At 49.5% G+C, this 18,944-nt stretch carries 15 protein-coding genes; 8 read left to right on the top strand and 7 right to left on the bottom strand.

From position 1 onward, the window contains the following. Positions 1–814: 814 nt before the first annotated feature. The 3 genes from NDI52_RS23240 to NDI52_RS23230 form a co-directional block, all read right to left on the bottom strand. On the bottom strand, positions 815–1,276 hold the full coding sequence (locus tag NDI52_RS23240) for a tRNA (cytidine(34)-2'-O)-methyltransferase (protein ID WP_190772834.1): 462 nt from the start codon (positions 1,274–1,276) through the stop codon (positions 815–817). Between the two features lie 341 nt (positions 1,277–1,617). Beyond that, positions 1,618–2,442: a carbonic anhydrase gene (locus tag NDI52_RS23235; protein ID WP_190772833.1), complete on the bottom strand. Its 825-nt coding sequence runs from the start codon at positions 2,440–2,442 to the stop codon at positions 1,618–1,620. Between the two features lie 444 nt (positions 2,443–2,886). Then, a complete protein-coding gene (locus tag NDI52_RS23230) occupies positions 2,887–3,921 on the bottom strand; it encodes a hemolysin family protein (protein WP_190772832.1) in 1,035 nt (344 codons plus the stop codon). A gap of 116 nt (positions 3,922–4,037) precedes the next feature. Here NDI52_RS23230 and NDI52_RS23225 point away from each other — a divergent pair, with 116 nt between their 5' ends. Further along, positions 4,038–5,501 (top strand): DASH family cryptochrome, encoded by a 1,464-nt coding sequence (locus NDI52_RS23225; protein WP_190772831.1) that lies wholly within the window; start codon positions 4,038–4,040, stop codon positions 5,499–5,501. A gap of 80 nt (positions 5,502–5,581) precedes the next feature. Beyond that, positions 5,582–5,821, top strand: a complete 240-nt coding sequence (locus tag NDI52_RS23220) for a hypothetical protein (protein ID WP_190772830.1) — start codon at positions 5,582–5,584, stop codon at positions 5,819–5,821. Between the two features lie 37 nt (positions 5,822–5,858). Here the strand turns inward: NDI52_RS23220 and NDI52_RS23215 are convergent, their stop codons facing one another. Beyond that, positions 5,859–7,244, bottom strand: a complete 1,386-nt coding sequence (locus NDI52_RS23215) for an aldehyde dehydrogenase (protein WP_190772829.1) — start codon at positions 7,242–7,244, stop codon at positions 5,859–5,861. A gap of 269 nt (positions 7,245–7,513) precedes the next feature. Between NDI52_RS23215 and NDI52_RS23210 the strand changes: the two genes are divergently transcribed. The 4 genes from NDI52_RS23210 to ftsE all read left to right on the top strand — a co-directional run bounded on the left by NDI52_RS23210 (position 7,514) and on the right by ftsE (position 12,425). Next, positions 7,514–8,329, top strand: coding sequence for a FecR domain-containing protein (locus NDI52_RS23210; protein ID WP_190772828.1), 816 nt, complete (start codon positions 7,514–7,516; stop codon positions 8,327–8,329). Positions 8,330–8,494: 165 nt separating this feature from the next. Next, positions 8,495–10,480 (top strand): adenylate/guanylate cyclase domain-containing protein, encoded by a 1,986-nt coding sequence (locus NDI52_RS23205; protein ID WP_190772827.1) that lies wholly within the window; start codon positions 8,495–8,497, stop codon positions 10,478–10,480. A gap of 114 nt (positions 10,481–10,594) precedes the next feature. Then, positions 10,595–11,368 (top strand): WecB/TagA/CpsF family glycosyltransferase, encoded by a 774-nt coding sequence (locus tag NDI52_RS23200; protein ID WP_190772826.1) that lies wholly within the window; start codon positions 10,595–10,597, stop codon positions 11,366–11,368. Between the two features lie 292 nt (positions 11,369–11,660). Beyond that, complete coding sequence (ftsE, locus tag NDI52_RS23195) at positions 11,661–12,425, top strand: cell division ATP-binding protein FtsE (RefSeq protein WP_190772825.1); 765 nt, start codon at positions 11,661–11,663, stop codon at positions 12,423–12,425. 382 nt (positions 12,426–12,807) lie between these two features. Here the strand turns inward: ftsE and NDI52_RS23190 are convergent, their stop codons facing one another. The 3 genes from NDI52_RS23190 to cobU form a co-directional block, all read right to left on the bottom strand. Next, a complete protein-coding gene (locus NDI52_RS23190) occupies positions 12,808–14,718 on the bottom strand; it encodes an iron uptake porin (protein ID WP_347280008.1) in 1,911 nt (636 codons plus the stop codon). Between the two features lie 1,131 nt (positions 14,719–15,849). Continuing rightward, positions 15,850–16,290, bottom strand: a complete 441-nt coding sequence (locus NDI52_RS23185; protein ID WP_190772824.1) for a hypothetical protein — start codon at positions 16,288–16,290, stop codon at positions 15,850–15,852. Positions 16,291–16,455: 165 nt separating this feature from the next. Beyond that, positions 16,456–17,007, bottom strand: a complete 552-nt coding sequence (gene cobU, locus NDI52_RS23180; protein WP_190772823.1) for a bifunctional adenosylcobinamide kinase/adenosylcobinamide-phosphate guanylyltransferase — start codon at positions 17,005–17,007, stop codon at positions 16,456–16,458. Positions 17,008–17,316: 309 nt separating this feature from the next. Between cobU and NDI52_RS23175 the strand changes: the two genes are divergently transcribed. Continuing rightward, positions 17,317–18,087, top strand: a complete 771-nt coding sequence (locus tag NDI52_RS23175) for a hypothetical protein (protein WP_190772822.1) — start codon at positions 17,317–17,319, stop codon at positions 18,085–18,087. A gap of 84 nt (positions 18,088–18,171) precedes the next feature. Then, complete coding sequence (gene hpsU / locus NDI52_RS23170; RefSeq protein WP_190772821.1) at positions 18,172–18,786, top strand: hormogonium polysaccharide biosynthesis acetyltransferase HpsU; 615 nt, start codon at positions 18,172–18,174, stop codon at positions 18,784–18,786. The last annotated feature ends 158 nt before the right edge of the window (positions 18,787–18,944 follow it).

Raw genomic sequence — 18,944 nt, 5'->3', positions numbered from 1 at the left:
AAGATCTTTTCCAGAACCCAATGGCTGTCTTTTTGCAGCACCTGGATAGTAATTCTGGCTACAGGCTTGAAGGAAGTATTCGCCCCAAACCTGTTTTTACGAGCATGCATTTACCCTTTTTTACGAAGTGCCAATACACCCTCTTAACCGCTTTAGCTTAACGCGCATTTCCAGACTTGTTTATTGGGATTTCTTATACAAGACTAGGTGGCAAGGTATTGCAGACTACTGAATTTCTATTTCTATAAGTCATGCGTATTTTCCCCTTATTGTTTCCCTTTAAACGAAGGATCCTCCGGGAAAACAGTCATTTCTGGTTCAAAAATCTTCGCTGCCAGTAGCAAGGCTGTACTCCATGAAGCGCTGCGAAAAGCTCAGGGATTTTACGGAGACGGTCTATGAATTTCCAATCAGCTATACAGTAATAGATGGTTTTGCTGGCTTTCCTAGCATGAAAATGGACAGCTTGTTGCGCGTCTCTCAAAGCACACCTGTCGCTAACGGTATAGGTTTTAGATGTTGCCACTTCCTGGGGTGAGAAACTTCATTCCTTACATTGGGCTGCTAAGTAGCTTTAGCAGTGACCCATATCCATGCGGTTCTACCAGTATGTGAATTTAATATTTAGGTTGATCTGACACGTTCTGATCGGGGTCTTGCACGAACGGCTAACCAGAAGGTGCCACACCAATGCTCCACCTATATAGGGCAACAGAAGTAGGTAAATCCCTGTAGAAGCATTGCTGGGCGGAAGACTTAGGTTTTCTACGCAGCAATACTTCTACAGGGATTTATCAATAAAGCTTACGTTCATTCAGGTCAGTTGATTCAATTGTCGCTTCGCTTCAAATAAGCCAACGGCAACACTCACGGATAGGTTCAGGCTCCGCACTCCTACCTCTGCCATAGGAATTCGCAAGGTTAGATCGCAAGCTTGCAAAACCTCCGGGGACAACCCCGTAGTTTCTGCACCAAACAGGAGCCAGTCGTCAGCTGCGTAACTGCACTTAACATAACTACATTTTCCTGAAGTGCTGAAACCTAGAAGACGGCCTGAAAACACTGAGTGGTACTGTTGGAAGTCAGCGTAGGTTGGGTGGTAATGCAGATTCACATAGCTCCAATAGTCTAAACCCGCACGTTTCAGGTAGCGATCGCTAATTTCAAACCCTAAAGGCCCTACCAAATGTAGCTCTGTGCCTGTCGCAGCACAGGTTCGAGCAATATTTCCAGTATTGGGAGGAATCTGAGGATTAACAAGAACAACACGGGGCATAACGAGGAGCAGCTCAAAAAGATCAACGAAGGATTAATAAGTTAAGCCTATGAAAAACGCCACGGCCCTTGGGATGAGTTATTGGATTTTTTAATCAATCCATTTATAGATTCCTTCCGGATGAAGAATACCCAGGGTTTTGCCTATTCATAGGCTCGGCTTAGGGGCTTTAAACCGAACTAGGCAGCGAAAGAGGTTAGGGATATATAGGTAACTCTAATTCTTCAGCTCCCTTTCGTTCATAAAAGCCCGTAGGAAGCCATAGTGCAATGGCTCCCATAAAGCAGGCAAGATCGAGACGATAAAACCCCTATCGCGGAAGAAACCAAACGAACTTGAGGCTAACGTGATGCTTTTGAGCCTCGATAAATGCGGTCCGCCTGTTCTGGAGACATATAAACAAAGGGGAAACGCTGATTGGCCGGAACCATTTCGCGTGTCGATGCGGTTGTCGGTTGCGAGGAGAACCCATTAGAAGATGTCGGCAGGGCACAGCCTTCAATCGCGGGTGTTAAAAGCTCTGCATCCAGTTCTTCGGGGGACAGAAGACTTTGAGGAGGAACATAGGCATGGGTTTCGGGGTCATAGGCCACCACCTCCCCAGTGTCAATGTCATAAATCCAGGCGTAAATTTTTAGGTCACCATTAAATAGCCCAGCACGAATGACGGGATAGGTGCGAAGATTTTCGATTTGAGTGAGCACGTTTTCGGCGATCGCTGTATCCAGCAAATCTTCTCCCGTGCGATCGCCATAGTGCTCCTGCAATAAGCGCCGAGTGCCTTCTGCATGTTTGAGCCACTCGTAGACTAGGGGTAGTTCTTCGCGCAGGGTCTCCAACTTGAGCAAGCCCTTCATGGCCCCACAGTGGGAGTGGCCGCATACCACGATTTGATCAATACCTAAAACCTGTACGGCATATTCGATTGTGGCCCCTTCCCCGCCGTTGGTCGCACCATAGGGTGGCACAATATTTCCAGCATTGCGGATCACAAAAATTTCGCCTGGAGCCGCGCTCGTGAGTAGTTCGGGGTCAACCCGTGAGTCTGAACAGGTGATGAACAGCACGCGGGGTTGCTGCCCATGGGCCAGTTTCTCAAACAATTGCTGGTTGCGACAGAAGTATTCCGACTTAAATCGCCGTAACCCTTTAATCAGTTCTTTCATTGGTACGTCCCTTCCAGACAGGGGGTTTAGAAGGAGCAGCCCACACCAACTCAGAAACCGGTGTCTCTGGGGTTGACGCTGGAAATGTATCCTGTTTCGCCCGCTGCACTATATATCATCTCGGATAAAGTTGCCCGGACACTTTCTATCAAGAGTTTTGATCTCTTTCTTTACTAGCGTCCAAATTTAATTAGCAAACTTCATACCTCTGTTAAGGACTGTATCACGGTGCCTACCAGGGATTTGGAGAATTTTTGAATTTGACCTATGAGACCTTTTGAACCTGGCTATAGCGGTTCTCAATGGTTGGTATAGCGATCGCCCCAGGTCAAGACTCTGCTCAGGGCTTACCCTATTTTTCTAAAGCCCTTGATTCTGCATGCGCGACACGCACGCAAAATCAAGGGCTTCAAAAAAATGGCGAGCATGTTGTTATTTGTGATTCTAGATTCGATAGGACTTCAAGAGGCGATCGCGCCGCCGTCGAGCAAACGCCTGCATATCTGTCACATCATCGGTCTCATCCACAATTTCGCCGGTGATGACTTCCAGAACATCCTCTAGAGTCACCACACCCATCACCACGCCGTATTCATTCACCACAACAGCCAGGTGTTCACGCTTCGCCTGAAATAGACGCAACAACTTATCCGCCCGTAAGGTATCGGGGATAAACCAGGCCGGACGGGCCAGAGTTGCCACCAGGCGATCGCCCTGCCCTGCCACAATGGCGGCCAGCAACTCGTTCCGTAATGCGACCCCCAGAACATGATCAATCGTTTCGTCAATTACAATCAATCGGTTGTGCTGCGAATCCACGAGCTGCTGCTGAACGTCACTCAGCGTAGAATCTCCCTGAATAAAAGTCAGCGCCACGCGAGGAGTCATCAGTTTCACCGCCGTGGTGTCATTCAGGGAAAAAACTCGATGAATCATTTCTGCCTCATCATTACCAATCACCCCTTCCTGACGACCAACCGTTGTCAAAAATTGAATTTCAGCTTCATTGGTCGTTGTGAGGGGGCGATCGCCCACTAGGGGAGCAGTCACCTTCTCCAACATCCAAATGAGTGGCGTAATAACAAATGTGAGCCCGGCCAATGGAATCGCAGTCGCCAGGGAGATCGGTTCTGCAAACCGTTCGCCAAAGGTTTTGGGTAAAATTTCTCCAAAAATAATAATAAGAAAGGTCAATATGCCCGAGAACACCCCCAGGAGAGCACTTTCCAGCACGGAAGAGGCCAGAGAACCAATCACAATACTGCCCAGGATATTAAATAGGTTATTGAAGATAACCAGAGTAGCAATGGGACGGTTGATCTTCTCCCGGATAGCTAGAAGTGCTTTTGCCGACCGCCGATTTCCCTGAGCCCATTGACGGACTTTGATCATCGAGACGGACAGCAGCGCCGTTTCGGTGCAGGAGCAGATCGCGGAGCCACAAATGACGGCTAATGTAATAGTAAGGAGCGTTAGCATAACAACCTGCCCTGGGGCAGCAAAGGCAGTACTAATGTCTTATCATCCTCTATTTACAGCGAGGATGTTTCGTGGGGTTGGGCTCCTGGCAAATTCACCCATCGAATACCACGCGGATGACCCAGATAATTTGGTTTCGTAACGACCTGCGGGTTCACGATCACGAGCCCTTAAGGCGGGCGATCGCCTCTCAAACTCCCATCCTCCCGGTTTACTGTCTCGATCCACGGCACTTCCACACCACATCCTTCGGTTTTCCTAAAACGGGTTCGTTTCGTGCTCAATTCCTACTAGAAAGTTTGACTGATTTACGCCAAACTTTGCGTCGTTTAGGGAGTGATTTAATTCTTCGTTACGGGAAGCCCGAAATCGAGATTCCGCGATTAGCAGAAAAGCTGAGTATCGATACAGTCTATGCCCAAGCTGAAGCAACATCCGAAGAGCTTCACGTGGAACGGGCATTGCAAAAAGCTTTAGCCGCTCAAAATGTGCGGTTGGATCTGGTGTGGGGCCATACCCTTTACCATCCTGAGGATCTCCCCTTTGCCATGGCACAACTGCCAGAGTTGTTTACCACCTTTCGCAAACAGGTGGAGCAGCGGTCGGCCGTGAGGTCGCCATGGCGATCGCCCCAAACCCTTCCCCCGCTTCCTCATATTGAACCTGGAGAACTGCCCACCCTGGCTGACTTGGGTTTGAAACCTGTCACACCAGATGAGCGAGGGGTTCTACCCTTCCGGGGCGGGGAAACAGCGGGGATGGCGCGATTACATCAATATATATGGGAGGGCGATCGCCTCCATCTCTACAAAGAAACTCGCAACGGCCTGCTGGGGGCCGATTACTCCTCTAAGTTCTCCCCCTGGTTAGCTTTGGGGTGCCTGTCTCCCCGTCTGATCTACGAGCAAGTGCAGCAGTATGAAGCCGAGCGGATCAAAAATGATTCCACTTACTGGCTCATCTTCGAGTTGCTCTGGCGAGACTACTTTCGTTTTATCTGTGCCAAGCACGGCACCAAGGTGTTTCAACCCGCCGGGTTACAGGGTATTCCCATCCCCTGGAAGCAAGACTGGCCACGGTTTGAGCAATGGCAGCAGGGTATGACGGGGTTCCCGTTAGTGGATGCGAACATGCGAGAACTAGCAACCACCGGCTTCATGTCTAACCGGGGGCGGCAGAATGTCGCCAGCTTCCTCACTAAAAATCTCGGTATCGATTGGCGTATGGGAGCTGAATGGTTTGAATCTCAGCTGATCGACCACGACGTGTGCAGCAACTATGGCAACTGGAACTATACGGCTGGAGTTGGCAACGATGCCCGAGGATTTCGCTTCTTCAACATTCTGAAACAGTCAAAAGACTACGACCCCCAGGGCGCGTATGTGAAACACTGGCTCCCCGAGTTAGCAGGAGTTCCAGCGGCCAAAATTCATGAGCCATGGAAGCTTCAGCCCGTTGAGCAACAGCGCTTTGGTGTCCGGGTTGGCGTTGACTATCCAAGGCCCCTTGTGGATTTGTTCAAATCGGCTAAGACCAACGAGCAACTTTATAATGAGGCACTCCAGGTTTACCGTCGTTGACCCGAAAAGAGATAGTGCGCTAACCCTGTGCCATCTCTTTTTGAGAGGGTTTTACCCGACTTGCGAGTAACCATGTTGTAATGGAAGCGATTAAAAGCTTCCGTGCCATGCCGGAGCGAGTACCACTGTCTACCCGCAACGAGAGCGAGCCTATGCCCAAAATTGATCCACCCGGTAACCCTAACGGTTGGGGAGACCCCACCCCCATTGTGCTGGCCATTTTGTTACTCGTTTTTTTGGGGGCCTGGGTCGGCACCCTGGACCAACCTAGTGCACTAACAATTCAACAATGCCGGGAGCTGTTGGGGCAGCAACAGTGATGAGTGACGTTATTCAACCGAACTTGATATCAATCTTTCAGCCACCAATCACCCGCTTCAGCAACCCCATCTTGTTGGCATAGGGTGGATAACGCCAATCTAAATCCAGCCAGAAGGGTTTAGTCAGAATACTTTTAGCGTGGGAAAAGGTATCGAACCCGGCTTTTCCGTGATAGCGACCCATGCCGCTGTCTCCTACGCCGCCGAAAGGCAGCTCCGACACGCCAATATGCATGATGGTGTCGTTGATACAGACTCCACCGGATGAGGTTTGTTGAATGACCCGTTGTTGTACGGCTGCCTGGCGAGAGAAAACATAGAGAGCCAGGGGTTTGGGGCGTTGGTTGATGAAGGCAATGGCCTCCCCCAAATCGTCATATTCCAGCACTGGCAGAATCGGACCAAAAATTTCGTCCTGCATGACTGGAGAATCAGGCGCAACATTGTCCAGGATGGTAGGGGCAATATAGCGCTGGCTGGCATCCGTTATACCTCCGGCGACGATAGTGCCAGAGTTGAGCAATGAGCTGACACGGGCGAAGTGGCGATCGCTCACAATCCGCCCAAAGTCTGCGCTCTGGCTCGGGTCTTCACCATACGCCTGCTGCAGTGTCGTTTGTAACTGCTCCAGCAAGGCAGGTTTGAGCTTGCGATCTACCAATAAATAATCGGGAGCGATACACGTTTGCCCCGCATTGATGAACTTACCCCAGAGAATCCGTCGGGCTGTTGTGGGCAAATCGACATCGGCGTCTACGATGCAGGGAGTTTTTCCACCCAATTCCAGGGTTACAGGGGTGAGATGCTTCGCCGCCGCCGCCATCACTACCTTGCCAATGGCCGTCCCCCCGGTGAAGAAGATATGGTCAAACCGTTCCTCCAGCAGGGATTGTGCCACCTCTACGCCGCCTTCCACCACGGTGACAAAATCAGGCTCAAAGGTTTCCTTCACCAGTTCAGCCACAAAGCGAGAACTTGCTGGAGCCAGCTCCGAAGGTTTGAGGACAGCACAGTTTCCGGCAGCGATCGCAGCGACCAATGGCCCCAACACCAGCTGTATTGGATAGTTCCACGGTCCCATAATTAGCACAACACCCAGGGGTTCTGACACAATCTGTGCCTTGCCAGGTCGCTGTTCCAGGGGGATGGGCACTCGTTGGGGTTTGGCCCATTTGGCTAAATTCTTGAGCGCATAATCCAGTTCCTTCAGCACTCCAACTTCAAAGGCGTAGGCTTCGAATTCAGGCCGGCCCAGATCGGACGCAAGGGCAGTAATGATGCGATCGCGCCCATCCAGTATGGCCTGTCGCAACCGCTGTAGCTGCTCTAGCCGGAACGTTAGAGGTCGTGTAGTTCCCGTTTCGAAGAAGCGACGCTGACGCTGGATAACATCAGTGAAGGATTGCTGCACAGACTGAACCATAGCGTTCTCACGGGGTGGGTTTACACAAATAAATCCTGGTTCTGCTGAGTTGTAAGAATTTTTGAATATAGAGAAGTTTTTATGCTCAAAAATCCTCGCAATTTAGCATGACCCAACTCTATTGTTACGCAAACTTACAAGTATGCAGGCAGCCTGATGGGGAAAATAAACTGGGAAATGGGTGCATCCGCAGTTTAAAACGCTGCACGGAACACAGGACAGGTGATTCGAAGACGTGAATGACGTCCGTTAATTTGTGAGATGCCCCTATGATCCAATTTTTTATGGCGAGGCTAACGCTTCGCCCGTTGCGCCCGTGGCTGATTGGTCTTGTATTCGGTTTTGCGATCGTACTTGGCATCGGTAGTTGGAACTCCCCTGGAACGGCCCAAACCGTATCCGCTGGCACTATTGCTGAAGTGTTAGACGGTTCTGAAGTCTTTATTCAAAACAACCAGGCCCGTGTCGGTGATACAGCTAATCGTGGGCAAAACGTTCGCACAGGTAGTGCCCGCGCTCAGGTGAACTTTAATACGGGAGCTGTCGCCCGCCTTTCTAGCAATTCGTCCCTCACAGTCGGGCAGTGTGCCCAGCTTCAGCGCGGCGTGTTGCTGGTGAATGGCGCTGTTAACGGATGCACGGGTTCTGTCACCGCTGGGGTGCGAGGCACGACTTACCTGATGGAAGTCGATGACGATGGTCGGGAACAGGTCAAAGTTCTTGAGGGGGAAGTAACCGTTACCAAAAACGAGAGTGGCGGAATCGTGACAAGCCCCGATAGCACAGCTCCCGAGGCGACTTCTGATGAACCTGAGAGCGTTGTATTAAAAGCAGGCGAGAAGGTTTCGACCCAGGAGGGCGATCGCCTGAGCGACATTGAACAAATTACCGCCGATGAGTTCCAAGATATTTTGCTGGGAGAACTGTTCGACGGCTTTCTGCAATTGTTGCCAGGTTTGAGCCGCATCCAATCAAGCTTCCAGCAACTCTACCCCAATATTCCATTCCCCCTGGATAGCTCTGGTCTCCCCATTCCCGGTCCATCTATTCCATCGACTCCATCTATCCCTGGCTTCCCCTTCTAGATCCTGTTTTCAAGGTCGTTTTTCCGTGCGCTTCGCGCCTGGAAAAACGACCCTTTCAGCGAGTTTTAAAGCGCGCCCAAATCAAGATACTCAAAAGAGTGATGGCGCGTGCAAAGCTGCGCGCACCATCACCCTTTTAAGTAGAACCACCTCTCACTACGCTGAATGAAGCCATTACAAACTGCCCCCCGAGCCCCCAAACTTCAGCCATTGCGATCGCCCATCGCTCTTAGCAGCCTGGGATATGGATTGGTCATAACCTGGGCAACCTTGGGTGCGATCGCCACCACCGTAAATCTCGGCACAGTTCAGTGGATGGAACACCGGGCCCAAACCCTTTTCTTCCGTCTGCGAGGCACTACCCCACCCCCCGAGAACGTTGTGATTCTGGAAATGGATCAAAGCTCTCTTGATCGGGGTAAAGATTACCTGGCAGATCCGCAAAGCAATCCGGACTTTGAACCCCTCCAGACCTACCCCTGGAAACGCAGCGCCTATGCCCGTGTGATCGAACGTTTGATGCAAGCCGGGGCAAAAGCCGTAGCCGTCGACGTCATTTTTGTGGATCCCCGGCAGGATGACCCCGCCGGGGATGCGGAGTTGGGCCGAGTGCTGGTTAAGTATGGCGATCGCGTCGTCCTGGCTAGCCAATACGAAACCTTCGGCAACCCAGATTCTGGCGAAATGGGGCAATTAGTTGTCCCCAATCCCCAATTTCAAGCAGAGCCGCCCTATCACCTGATTAACTTTCTGCCTGAACCGGATCAGAGCGTTTCCCAGCTTCCTGAAAACTTTATTCAACAAGTCTTACAGCCACTCGGCCTGGCTCAAGACACTCACTCGTTTGCCCTGGCGGCTCTGAAAGCCGCTCAGTTTTCCAGCCCGGAAAAAACAACAGGCCATATCTATTTCTATGGTCGCCCCACAACGTTTCCTCGCATTCCCTTCTGGCATTTGCTGTCCCCCGAAAATTGGGCTTACCACCAGCAACAGCAAACCTTTGCCGGAAAAGTAGTGCTCATCGGGCCTGTTGCTGAGTCATTTCAAGATTTTGTCGCGACACCCTTTTCCGAACGGATGCCGGGAATTGAACTGCACGCGAATACTCTGGCAACCCTCATGGAGAACCGGGTCATACAGGACGCTCTGCCCAATCCACTTGGACGAGCTGGGGCGGTTGGGTTAGGAACCATGGCGATCGCCACCTTCCTGATCTATCGCTTCAAACGCCCAGTGCCACTGTTTTTAGGATTTTTGGGAGTGGCGATCGCCTGGGGAGGCATTAGTTACTTCAGCTTGATGTATGGCTACACCATTTTGCCCGTTGCCGTGCCGTTCACCATTCTGCTCCTCAGCGGCCTTTCCAATCTCACAACGGGCAGTATTGCCGATCAACTCGAAAAACGCCGCCTGCGCCATACTTTAGAACGCTACGTTGCAGCTCCCATCGTCCGCGAAATCTTGACAAACTCTGATGACTTCCAATCGCTACTGAAGGGACGGCGAGTTCGAGCCGCTGTATTGTTTTGCGACATTCGTGGATTTACGAACTTTTCTCTGGAAACGGAGCCGGAGCAGTTGGTTGAGCAGCTCAACACCTACCTCAACGCCATGGTGGAAGTCATTCTTGAAGCAGGGGGCACCGTCGATAAATTCATTGGAGATGCCATCATGGCCGAGTTTGGCTCTCCCATTTCCCAGGGTGAAGAGGCCGATGCCTTAAATGCGATCCACGCGGCATTGGCCATGCGCAAAGCACTATTGGCGTTGCAGGATGAGTGGGCCGCTAGGGGGCAGGCCGTCCTGTTTAATGGGGTAGGTATCAACTTTGGGGAGGCGATCGCCGGAGACATCGGTTCAGCCCGCCGCCGGGAGTATGCGCTGATTGGGGATGCTGTTAACGTTGCCAGCCGTGTGGAAGGGCTTACCCGCAAACTCATCACCGACATTCTGATCACCGAATCCCTGTACGAAAAGGTTCAGGATGCCGTTGAGGTCGTGCCAGTGGGCGCTCACGAAATGAAGGGACGGGGTCAGAACAAAGTTATGCTCTACAGTCTGGTGGGGTTGAAAGGTACGTCATCTGAACCTTATCGTCAAATGCACCGGAAACTCCATCAGCATCATGGATTGAATTTAAAGGAATCGTAAACCCATCCTTCAGTACAATGCATGGCTATAAAGAGGTGCGGAAGCTGTGGACGCCAACGCAAGCTTTTAGAACTTCCTTGATAATATTTGGGTGTGGGAGAGGACAGACACGTCATGCCAGAACTGCTGCAAAGTCGCTTTGAATCTGAATCGCCGCAGACAGCCTTAGTGCTGGGTCTGCCGATTCATCTCCTGTCCGATTATCCCGCCTGGCTACTCAACCGAGCCCAACAGGGGCAGGGAGTCCACGTTGTCACCCTCAATGCTGAGATGGCGATGCAGGGGGAGCAGGAACCCTCCCTGGCAGCTATCATCCGCCAGGCCGATCTGGTCATTCCGGATGGCATTGGAGTTGTGTTCTACCTCTGGTTGCGACGCAAACGCATTCAGCGATGCCCTGGCATTGAACTAGCCGAAACCCTGATTCAACAATCCGCAGCAGTACAAACTCCGGATGGACGGCCAGCATCTTTGTTCTTCTTCGGCGGCGCACCCGGTGTAACGGAGTTAGCAGCCCGCCGTTGGCAAGAGCGTGTTCCTAGCGTGACGATCGCCGGAGCAGAACACGGCTATCTATCCGCTGAGGAGCAAGAGAGCCTTAAACAAAAACTCAGCACCCTTCAACCCAGCATCATTCTGGTTGGCCTGGGCGTTCCCCGCCAGGAAAAATGGATTCTCGAAAACCGCGCTCTCTGTCCCAATGCCATCTGGATTGGAGTAGGTGGCAGCTTCGACATCTGGTCTGGAAGCAAAACCCGCGCTCCCGAATGGCTGCGCAACAACGGCATGGAATGGGTCTATCGCCTCTATCAAGAGCCTTGGCGATGGCGGCGAATGCTGGCTCTGCCCAAGTTTGCCTGGAAAGCATTAATCCACCTGGGCCGCTGATCAATTTACTGGTGGGTGTTTTGTGCACGTCCCCACTGCAAGGTTCTAATCCGCCCGGAATGCAGATAGATGTTAAGTTCTTGACGTTCTTAACAATCTTTTGTTCCGGATTGGTTGGCAAATTTCAGGAGTTGAGTATCATTAACGGGATAAAGTTAGCGTTTTGATTGGTACCTTTAAGCCCACCCGCTCAAAGGGTAGGCAAACCTAAGCCTGCTTGAATGACTTCCCCGGTGCAGCCTGCTGAATTGACTTCGACGCTCCTTAGAACCCGAGTTCCCCGACATCAGGTATGACTTCCGTTAGCGATCGCCCTTCAACTTTCTTCCCGTCCCCCCTGGATGCACCGACTGCATCGCCTGTGGGTTCTCAGCCCCGTTCTAGCAACAGCATCATGGTGCGGTTGCAAAACGTTCACAAAACCTACCCCAACGGTTCCGAAGCCCTGATCAACTTGAATCTTCAGATCAAGCAGGGCGAATTCCTCTTCATCACAGGGCCATCGGGTTCTGGCAAGTCGACGTTACTCAAACTGCTCTATGGGGCCGAAAAGCCAACCCAGGGCCAGGTGATTGTCAATGGAACTGATTTGTCTACATTGAAGGGCGATCGCCTATCTCTCCTGCGTCGTCGCATCGGGGTTGTGTTTCAGGATTACAAACTCATCCCCCGGCGCACTGTTTCCGAAAATGTCGCCTTTGTTCTCTGGGCTCAAGGCTACACTCGCAAAGAAATTCGTCGTCGTCTCCTGCCCACCCTCCGCATGGTCGGGCTACACGACAAGGCCGAATGCTTCCCCGATCAACTCTCCGGGGGAGAACAGCAGCGGGTAAGCATTGCTCGGGCGATCGTTGGCACCCCTCCAATTCTCCTAGCCGATGAACCTACCGGCAATTTGGATTTCGAAAACTCTCACCAAGTCGTCAAAATTCTCAAAAAGCTCAATTCTATCGGCATTACCGTCATCATCACCACGCACGACGAGCAACTCGTTCGTCTATCCGACAATCCAGTCGTTCAACTTCGTCACGGAAGGCTTTTCCATCTAGTTAACTAACCATTGGCATAAGTCACTTAAGAACAGTGGTATATAGCTTTAGGAGTTATGCACCACTGTTCTTCGAATCGTGAATTTCATAAAACTCCAATTTTCTGAGAAGGGTCGACTACATCGACCCTTCTCAAAAAGAATTGGGGTTTTATTTTGTATACCTCATCGATGCAAGACGGCCTAACACATTTCCTTCCAGACTCTTTATAGCAATGTGCAAGTGCGTTAAGTACAGCAACGGTGGTGTGGGACACGAAGTGCCACACACCACCGTACTTAATCAACCCGCACAGCGCTATAGCCGAGGAAGAACTAGGGGACGGCAGACTGTCCCCCAACGAGGAGGCTTGGAGGGCAATGTGCCTCCAAGCAGATTTTAGCTACCCGACTAGAAAGTTAAGGCTGTTCGCAATACCCCCACAATAGCCGTATCATTACCGCTGTAACCTTCGGGATTAAAGACTGCAAACACTCCAGGGGTAATCGTAATATTGTCCGACACTCGGAAGCTGAAGTACCCTTCCAGCTGGTAAGGATCATTATTTTCAGGATTAAAGGCATTGCCTCCAACAGAATCCCGATTCAGTGGTTGCCCAAACAGAATCCCAGCTGTATTGCCTTCGCTAAACACATCCTGGAAGTGCAACCCTCCCATCCAACTAATAAAGTTCGTAGAAGCATCCACTCCCGTTAGGTCTGAAAAAATGTAGGCTCCCTGTAATACCAGGGTTAGGTCAGGCAAAAATTCCCAACTCAACGTTCCCCCTAACGAATTGAGGCGGATACCTTCATTGGCGATCGCCAATACCGCGTCTCCCCCAACAGCATCAAGCTGATTTGTTGAAGGATTAAATAACACTGAACCAATATCAGAACTGCTCAGCCCAGTTCCCAAGATATTGATTTGGTGATAGCTATTGGCATAGTTAAGTGCAATGTTCAGAGTATCCGAAGGCCGAACTGTCAGTTGGGCAGCAAGCACATAACTCCCATTAAAAATTCCAGCACCCAGCGGCGTTCCTCCCAGCAGACCCCGGTTTTCCGAGACAGAAGCATTTACACTGCCATACAACCCTGTCAGATTGATGTCGTCTGAAATATCCCAAATGAAACCCGCCGCAGACGCCAACCCTGTTCCAGAAGTACCACCAGAAACGCGCACTGCGGCATTGTAAGGTGCGAATCGTGAAATAGCCCCCTGAGTCTCACTAGCAAAGGGGCTCACATTTGGAAACGCATCCGTCACCTCAGCATGGGATCCGACAAAAAAGGTGACATTATCAAACCCAGGAAAGACATACAGCAGTTTATAAAGATAAAAGTCATCCGCAGAACGGGCCGATAGATCCGACGGATCAACGCCTGGAAATTGGGGTTCATACCCTAACCGAACATTACTAGCATTCAGCTCTACAGGTTGTGGATCCGAATACCCTAACGTGCCTTGAATGCTATTAGGGTCTCCCCGAAAGCTATAGGCTTGCAGTCCTGTAATGAGCAAGTCATTCCCTGAAAAACTGGTAACCAGATTCAGTCGTACCCGATAGTTCAACGAAAACTGGGCATCACTTCCTGGTTCGCCATTCGTATTGCTCAAAATTGCTGGGGTCGCATCGTCTTCGTCTGCGCCTGGGTAAGCTCCAGTTGCACCTACAAACCCCATGATGACCTGGCCATTTAAGGTCGTTGTCGTGGAAAATTGATTTTCTTCTAGCTCCGCGACACTGGCTTCTAATGCATCAACTCGGCCTCGCAAAGCTGCTAACTCTGAGGCGAATTCCCGTTGTAGGGCTTCAATACGGGCAAGCTGTTCTGGGTCGAGGGCGCTACTGCCAATGGCATCAAGACAAGCTGCCAAGCCCGCCGCAAACTCATAACGGGTTAGTGCGCGGTTCCCACGATAAGTGCCATCGGGATATCCCTCCAGGCAATCTAACCCCCCTTGATCCTCCGAATTGGCCAGAAAAGATAGAGCCTCATAAGCCCAATCACCGGGTTGAACATCTGAAAACTGAGTTACTGAGGTTACCTGAGCCATCGGGCTGGAGGTTAAATCTCCTTCACCCCCAGCTTCCAGACTCTGTGCACGAATTTGCTCTAGCGTAACAATATCTGTAGCCGACGTAATCGTATTGTTACTTGCTGCTGTTAAATCCTCTAGCTCTAAAAAATTGCCCACTGGCTCCTGAACAGGTTCCTCTAAATTCTGAGCCCTAACAGAACTCGCCCCCATTAAAACGGCAGTTAGTACGCAGCAAAAATAGCCAAGAGCCGCATAGACAGGCAATGGTTTCTTCACAATCAATCCTCACGCAATGACAGTACAAAAACAGAAACTGGCAACCGTTAAGGAACCTCTAGGAAAGTTTTCCTAGTTTTTTAGTAATTAATGAACAATTTTTATCAAGCAGGATTTGTGCCAACAACCAACATTTAGAAGTACTAGAGCGTGTTCTAGTACTTACTGAAAGTTTTTTCGTGCACGAGGTACACGAAAAAACAAATTTAAAGCAGGTTCTAGTCGCAGAGGTCTAGTGGAGATGTTGAAATGCTCATTGAATTTCTACAGTTTTATCCATAGAAAAACCTTCTTCAAAGCAACTTAAAAAAGTTACCTTAGAAGCAGTGCAAGAGAGCTTTCAGTCATAAAACAAGTGAAAGATTCCCTAAGCAAACATCATCTATAAGACTCACTAAAAATTTGAATAGGTAATAGGGAAGAAGTTCCTACTACATACCTACTCAAGCTTTATCCTCTACACACTATAGAAGTGTGGTTGTGCGATCGCCCTCAACTTGAAGCAAAAGTCCCAAATTCCTAAGAACACACCTGAGCAATTTCAAACACAACAAGACGTTTAGTTCTGTTCTGAACCAAAGATAGAATGAGTTTGAAAATCTCAAATTGCCCTAGGTAAAATGTTGAGCCCTTCCAATACCGTTAGATTTTAATATGCCTTGTGTTTGTCTTTGTTCGCTATTCATTATAGGAATCATCTAGATTCACTAATATAGTGGTATTAATTCACATTCATATAATGAAGCATGCTGCATAATCCACTACTACTCTCAATAGAATTCAGTGACAAACCCGTTATATAGAATGAGTACAATACTAAATATTAAACGTAGTTTATATAGAAAATTTATAGTTACCCAATCAGAGCTGTTTATAGTTATAGCAATACAAAGGAAGAGAAGAAAAAAGCCTTACCCCTGCCTTGTCTTTTGTGTAGTTATATTCTCACTCTACAGCTCAATAAATCGATCCTCTACTATCCATGCTACCGCCGCTAATAGCGACCAATATGGATAATAGGCTTCTGCATGAACCATTGCGCAGCTTCGCCGTACAACAATTCACGTCCTCAAAATCAATTCATGCAGGAGGTTCATTAGAAAATAGGTGCAAAATCTAGATATACCGTCACTAATCATCTCCAGATGAGAGTTTCTGTCTCGTGATGCTTAAGCGATCGCGAATCCGTTGTAATTGAGCATCTGTATTAACCGGCGATCGCGGACTAGGCAAATCCAAATTCGGCCAATTATCCAAATCCGCGCAAGGGCAACTATTGACCTGGGTTCCCAGATCGATCATGGGTACCGGCATGTTACACCGAGCACACCCATAAACTTCCCATTTAGAAGATAACAGCTCTGTAACAGTCTGTGCTGTCCCCTGTAGATAGCAATCTCCCGATTCGGAAGAGAGAATGCGTACCCAACAATCTTCAAAAGCTGCGCTATATCGACCACCCTCAATAACAGGACTGGGCAAAATGGACTCTCGCCCACCTTGCAACAAAATTGGCTTCCCTAACTGAAACCAAAACGCTAAATATTCTCGAACTTTTGCAGCAGTTGCCATAGGATTTTTCAAACTCGTCAGTATCCGACTTCTTGAAACCCGGCCTGCGTCAATTAACAATAGGGAGCGTAACGCCAGGATATTTTTTCCCTAACTCTATCCTATCGAGCAAATTCTAAAATCCTGCGCTGCAAAAGCAAAGTCAATCTTAAGGTTGAGCGAAATTTAATCAGGAGATGGGATTTGAGCGATTGGTGTACCCAACTGGCTCAAGTTCAAAGCATATCCTCCTGTGACTAAATAGACTGAGTCAGCAATCGTCCCAATTTTTCGAGTCAGTCGACCTAGGCGATCGCGAAACCGCCGCCCTGAAGAATAGGCAGGCACTACCCCCCATCCGGTCTCCTCAGCCACTAAAATGACCTCACTTTCAGTCTTGTGCAATGCATCTAGAAACTCCTGCTCAGCCCTATTCCACTCTACTTCTGATTGGTCAATAGCATTCGCCAGCCAGGTTCCTAAAGAGTCAACCAATAGACAGTCTTCAGCACCAGCTTGAGCAATCACAAAAGCCAAATCAAGGGATACCTCCAGCGTTTTCCACTCTATAGGCCGACGTTGACGATGTTGGTTGATGCGCAATCGCCACTCATCATCGGATTCATCAACCATAGCTGTAGCAATGTAGGTAACCTGGTGTTGCGATCGTGCGGCTAACTGCTCGGCCCACTCACTCTTGCCAGAACGGGCAGGCCCCGTAATCAATATCAACCCCATTTTTGTAAAACCATGAATTCAATATCCCTGTGAAGAGCCTGATTTGGTAGCTTTAACTGTCTCTCCTCATAACTGATGTCTAGAACACTAGCTGTCCCATTTTTCCTCATCCAATCCCTTAAAAGTACCCTACGTCTCTACCAGCATCATTTGTCCAAAGCAGATGAAATAGTTTTGCAAATGAATTTATTTAGGAGCATTTGCTTTTAATATGGCAAAAGGCGAAAACGAACAGGGTGCTAGGTACGTACAAGCTAACCCTTGCGATAAATTTCAGCTCAATGGAGAAAATAGCCAAAGAGCACAACTATGAGCCAATCAAATCTGCAACGTATTCAAGCAACCCTTTCTGAACTCAGCCAATCCTCATCTGAACAGCCCACACAAAATAAGCAATCCGAAGATCAAACCGTACAGCAGCCATCTCCATTAATCTCTGTACCTTTAGTAGATCCAGTCACTGTACGACCTTTTTCTACAGGCACTGAGACTTCCCCGCCTCTCACCCTCCCTCACCTCAATTCAATCCAGCCCAAACAACCTCGCCAAATACTCCAACCTGGCTTAAGTCTTGGCATTCTCAAAGAGATCGAAAAAGTCTTAACCACTTGGCAGGCAGAGCTTCAGCAGCTCACCCTCAATATTCAAGATGTTCAGCTAGAAGGCCCAATCATAGACGGTTGGCTAGAGTCCCAACTTGGCGCACCAGTCCAAACCGAGCATGGCTTTCTGCAGCATGCTGAAATCTCTCAAATATCTCAATACGTTAACAGTATGGAGGATCGTTCATTCCCCTCCTCCCCAGATCACTCCCGCACAATCTACCGTCTCTGCACACTCGATGCAGATGGTCACGTTCAGTCTCAACCCTGTCCATCTGAACAGATTCCCCAGGTTAGTTTGGCGATCGCTCGTCACCAAAAGCTACGTCAACTCCTTAGTCGCAAACACTATCTGGAATTTCGCTTAAGCCAGCTAGCCGAAAATCTTGTAACCATTCACAGTTATCTCCAAGAGCCCAACTCAATTACTCCATCTAAAGAGCCCTCCGAACCTCTATCCCCTCCCGGAGTAGGCTAATTCCAAATTTTTATGGATAAACTCCTGAACAACTTGCAGAAATTCCGTTAAGTCAAAACAGATCGTTTTGATAGTAAACCTTTCATGGATTTACCTTCCTCTCAATCAACCTCAGATTCCAGCGAACCCGATCCTAATCTGCCCTCGCAAGTTGATCTACGCCACTATCATCAGAACGGATTTGATAAAGGCAGACCTGGCTGGATCATTCTCCTTTGGTGGCTCCTTCAAGGCACACTTTTTCCTCTAACCCCTCACTCCTTTCATGCCCCCCGATGCTTCTTACTACGACTCTTTGGCGCAAAGATCGGCAAAGGCGTCGTCATTCGTCCTACAGCTCGCTTTACTTACCCTTGGAAGATCTCAATCGGTAATTACAGCTGGGTTGGCGATGATGTCGTTTTCTACAGCTTGGACACGATCGAAGTGGGAGAGCACTGCGTCATCTCCCAAAAAAGCTACCTTTGTACAGGAAGCCATGATATTCATGACCCTGCTTTCGGTTTAAAGTTGGGGGCGATCATGATCGGCAATGGAGCTTGGATTGCTACCGATTGTTTCATTGCGCCTAATATAAAGATTGGCGCCAATGCTGTCATTGGTGCCCGTAGCAGCGTTTTTCGTTCTATGCCAGCACAATACATCTGCTGGGGAAGCCCCTGTATGCCGCGTACCCCCCGACAAATTTTGCATCAATAACTAAAGCCTTCCTCAATCTGAGGAAGGCTTTTGGTTAAGTATTACCCTGGCACTGAGCTATTTTCCCGTGGGGCAACCCCCAAAGTATCTTCGCCGCTGGTCTGTTTCACACCTCAGTTCGGGATGGATGAGAGTGGGGCCAAACCGCCATTAGCACC

Source organism: Leptolyngbya sp. PL-A3 (assembly GCF_039962325.1).
Classification (GTDB): domain Bacteria; phylum Cyanobacteriota; class Cyanobacteriia; order Elainellales; family Elainellaceae; genus Vacuolonema.
This window is presented reverse-complemented; position numbering and strand designations above follow the sequence as displayed.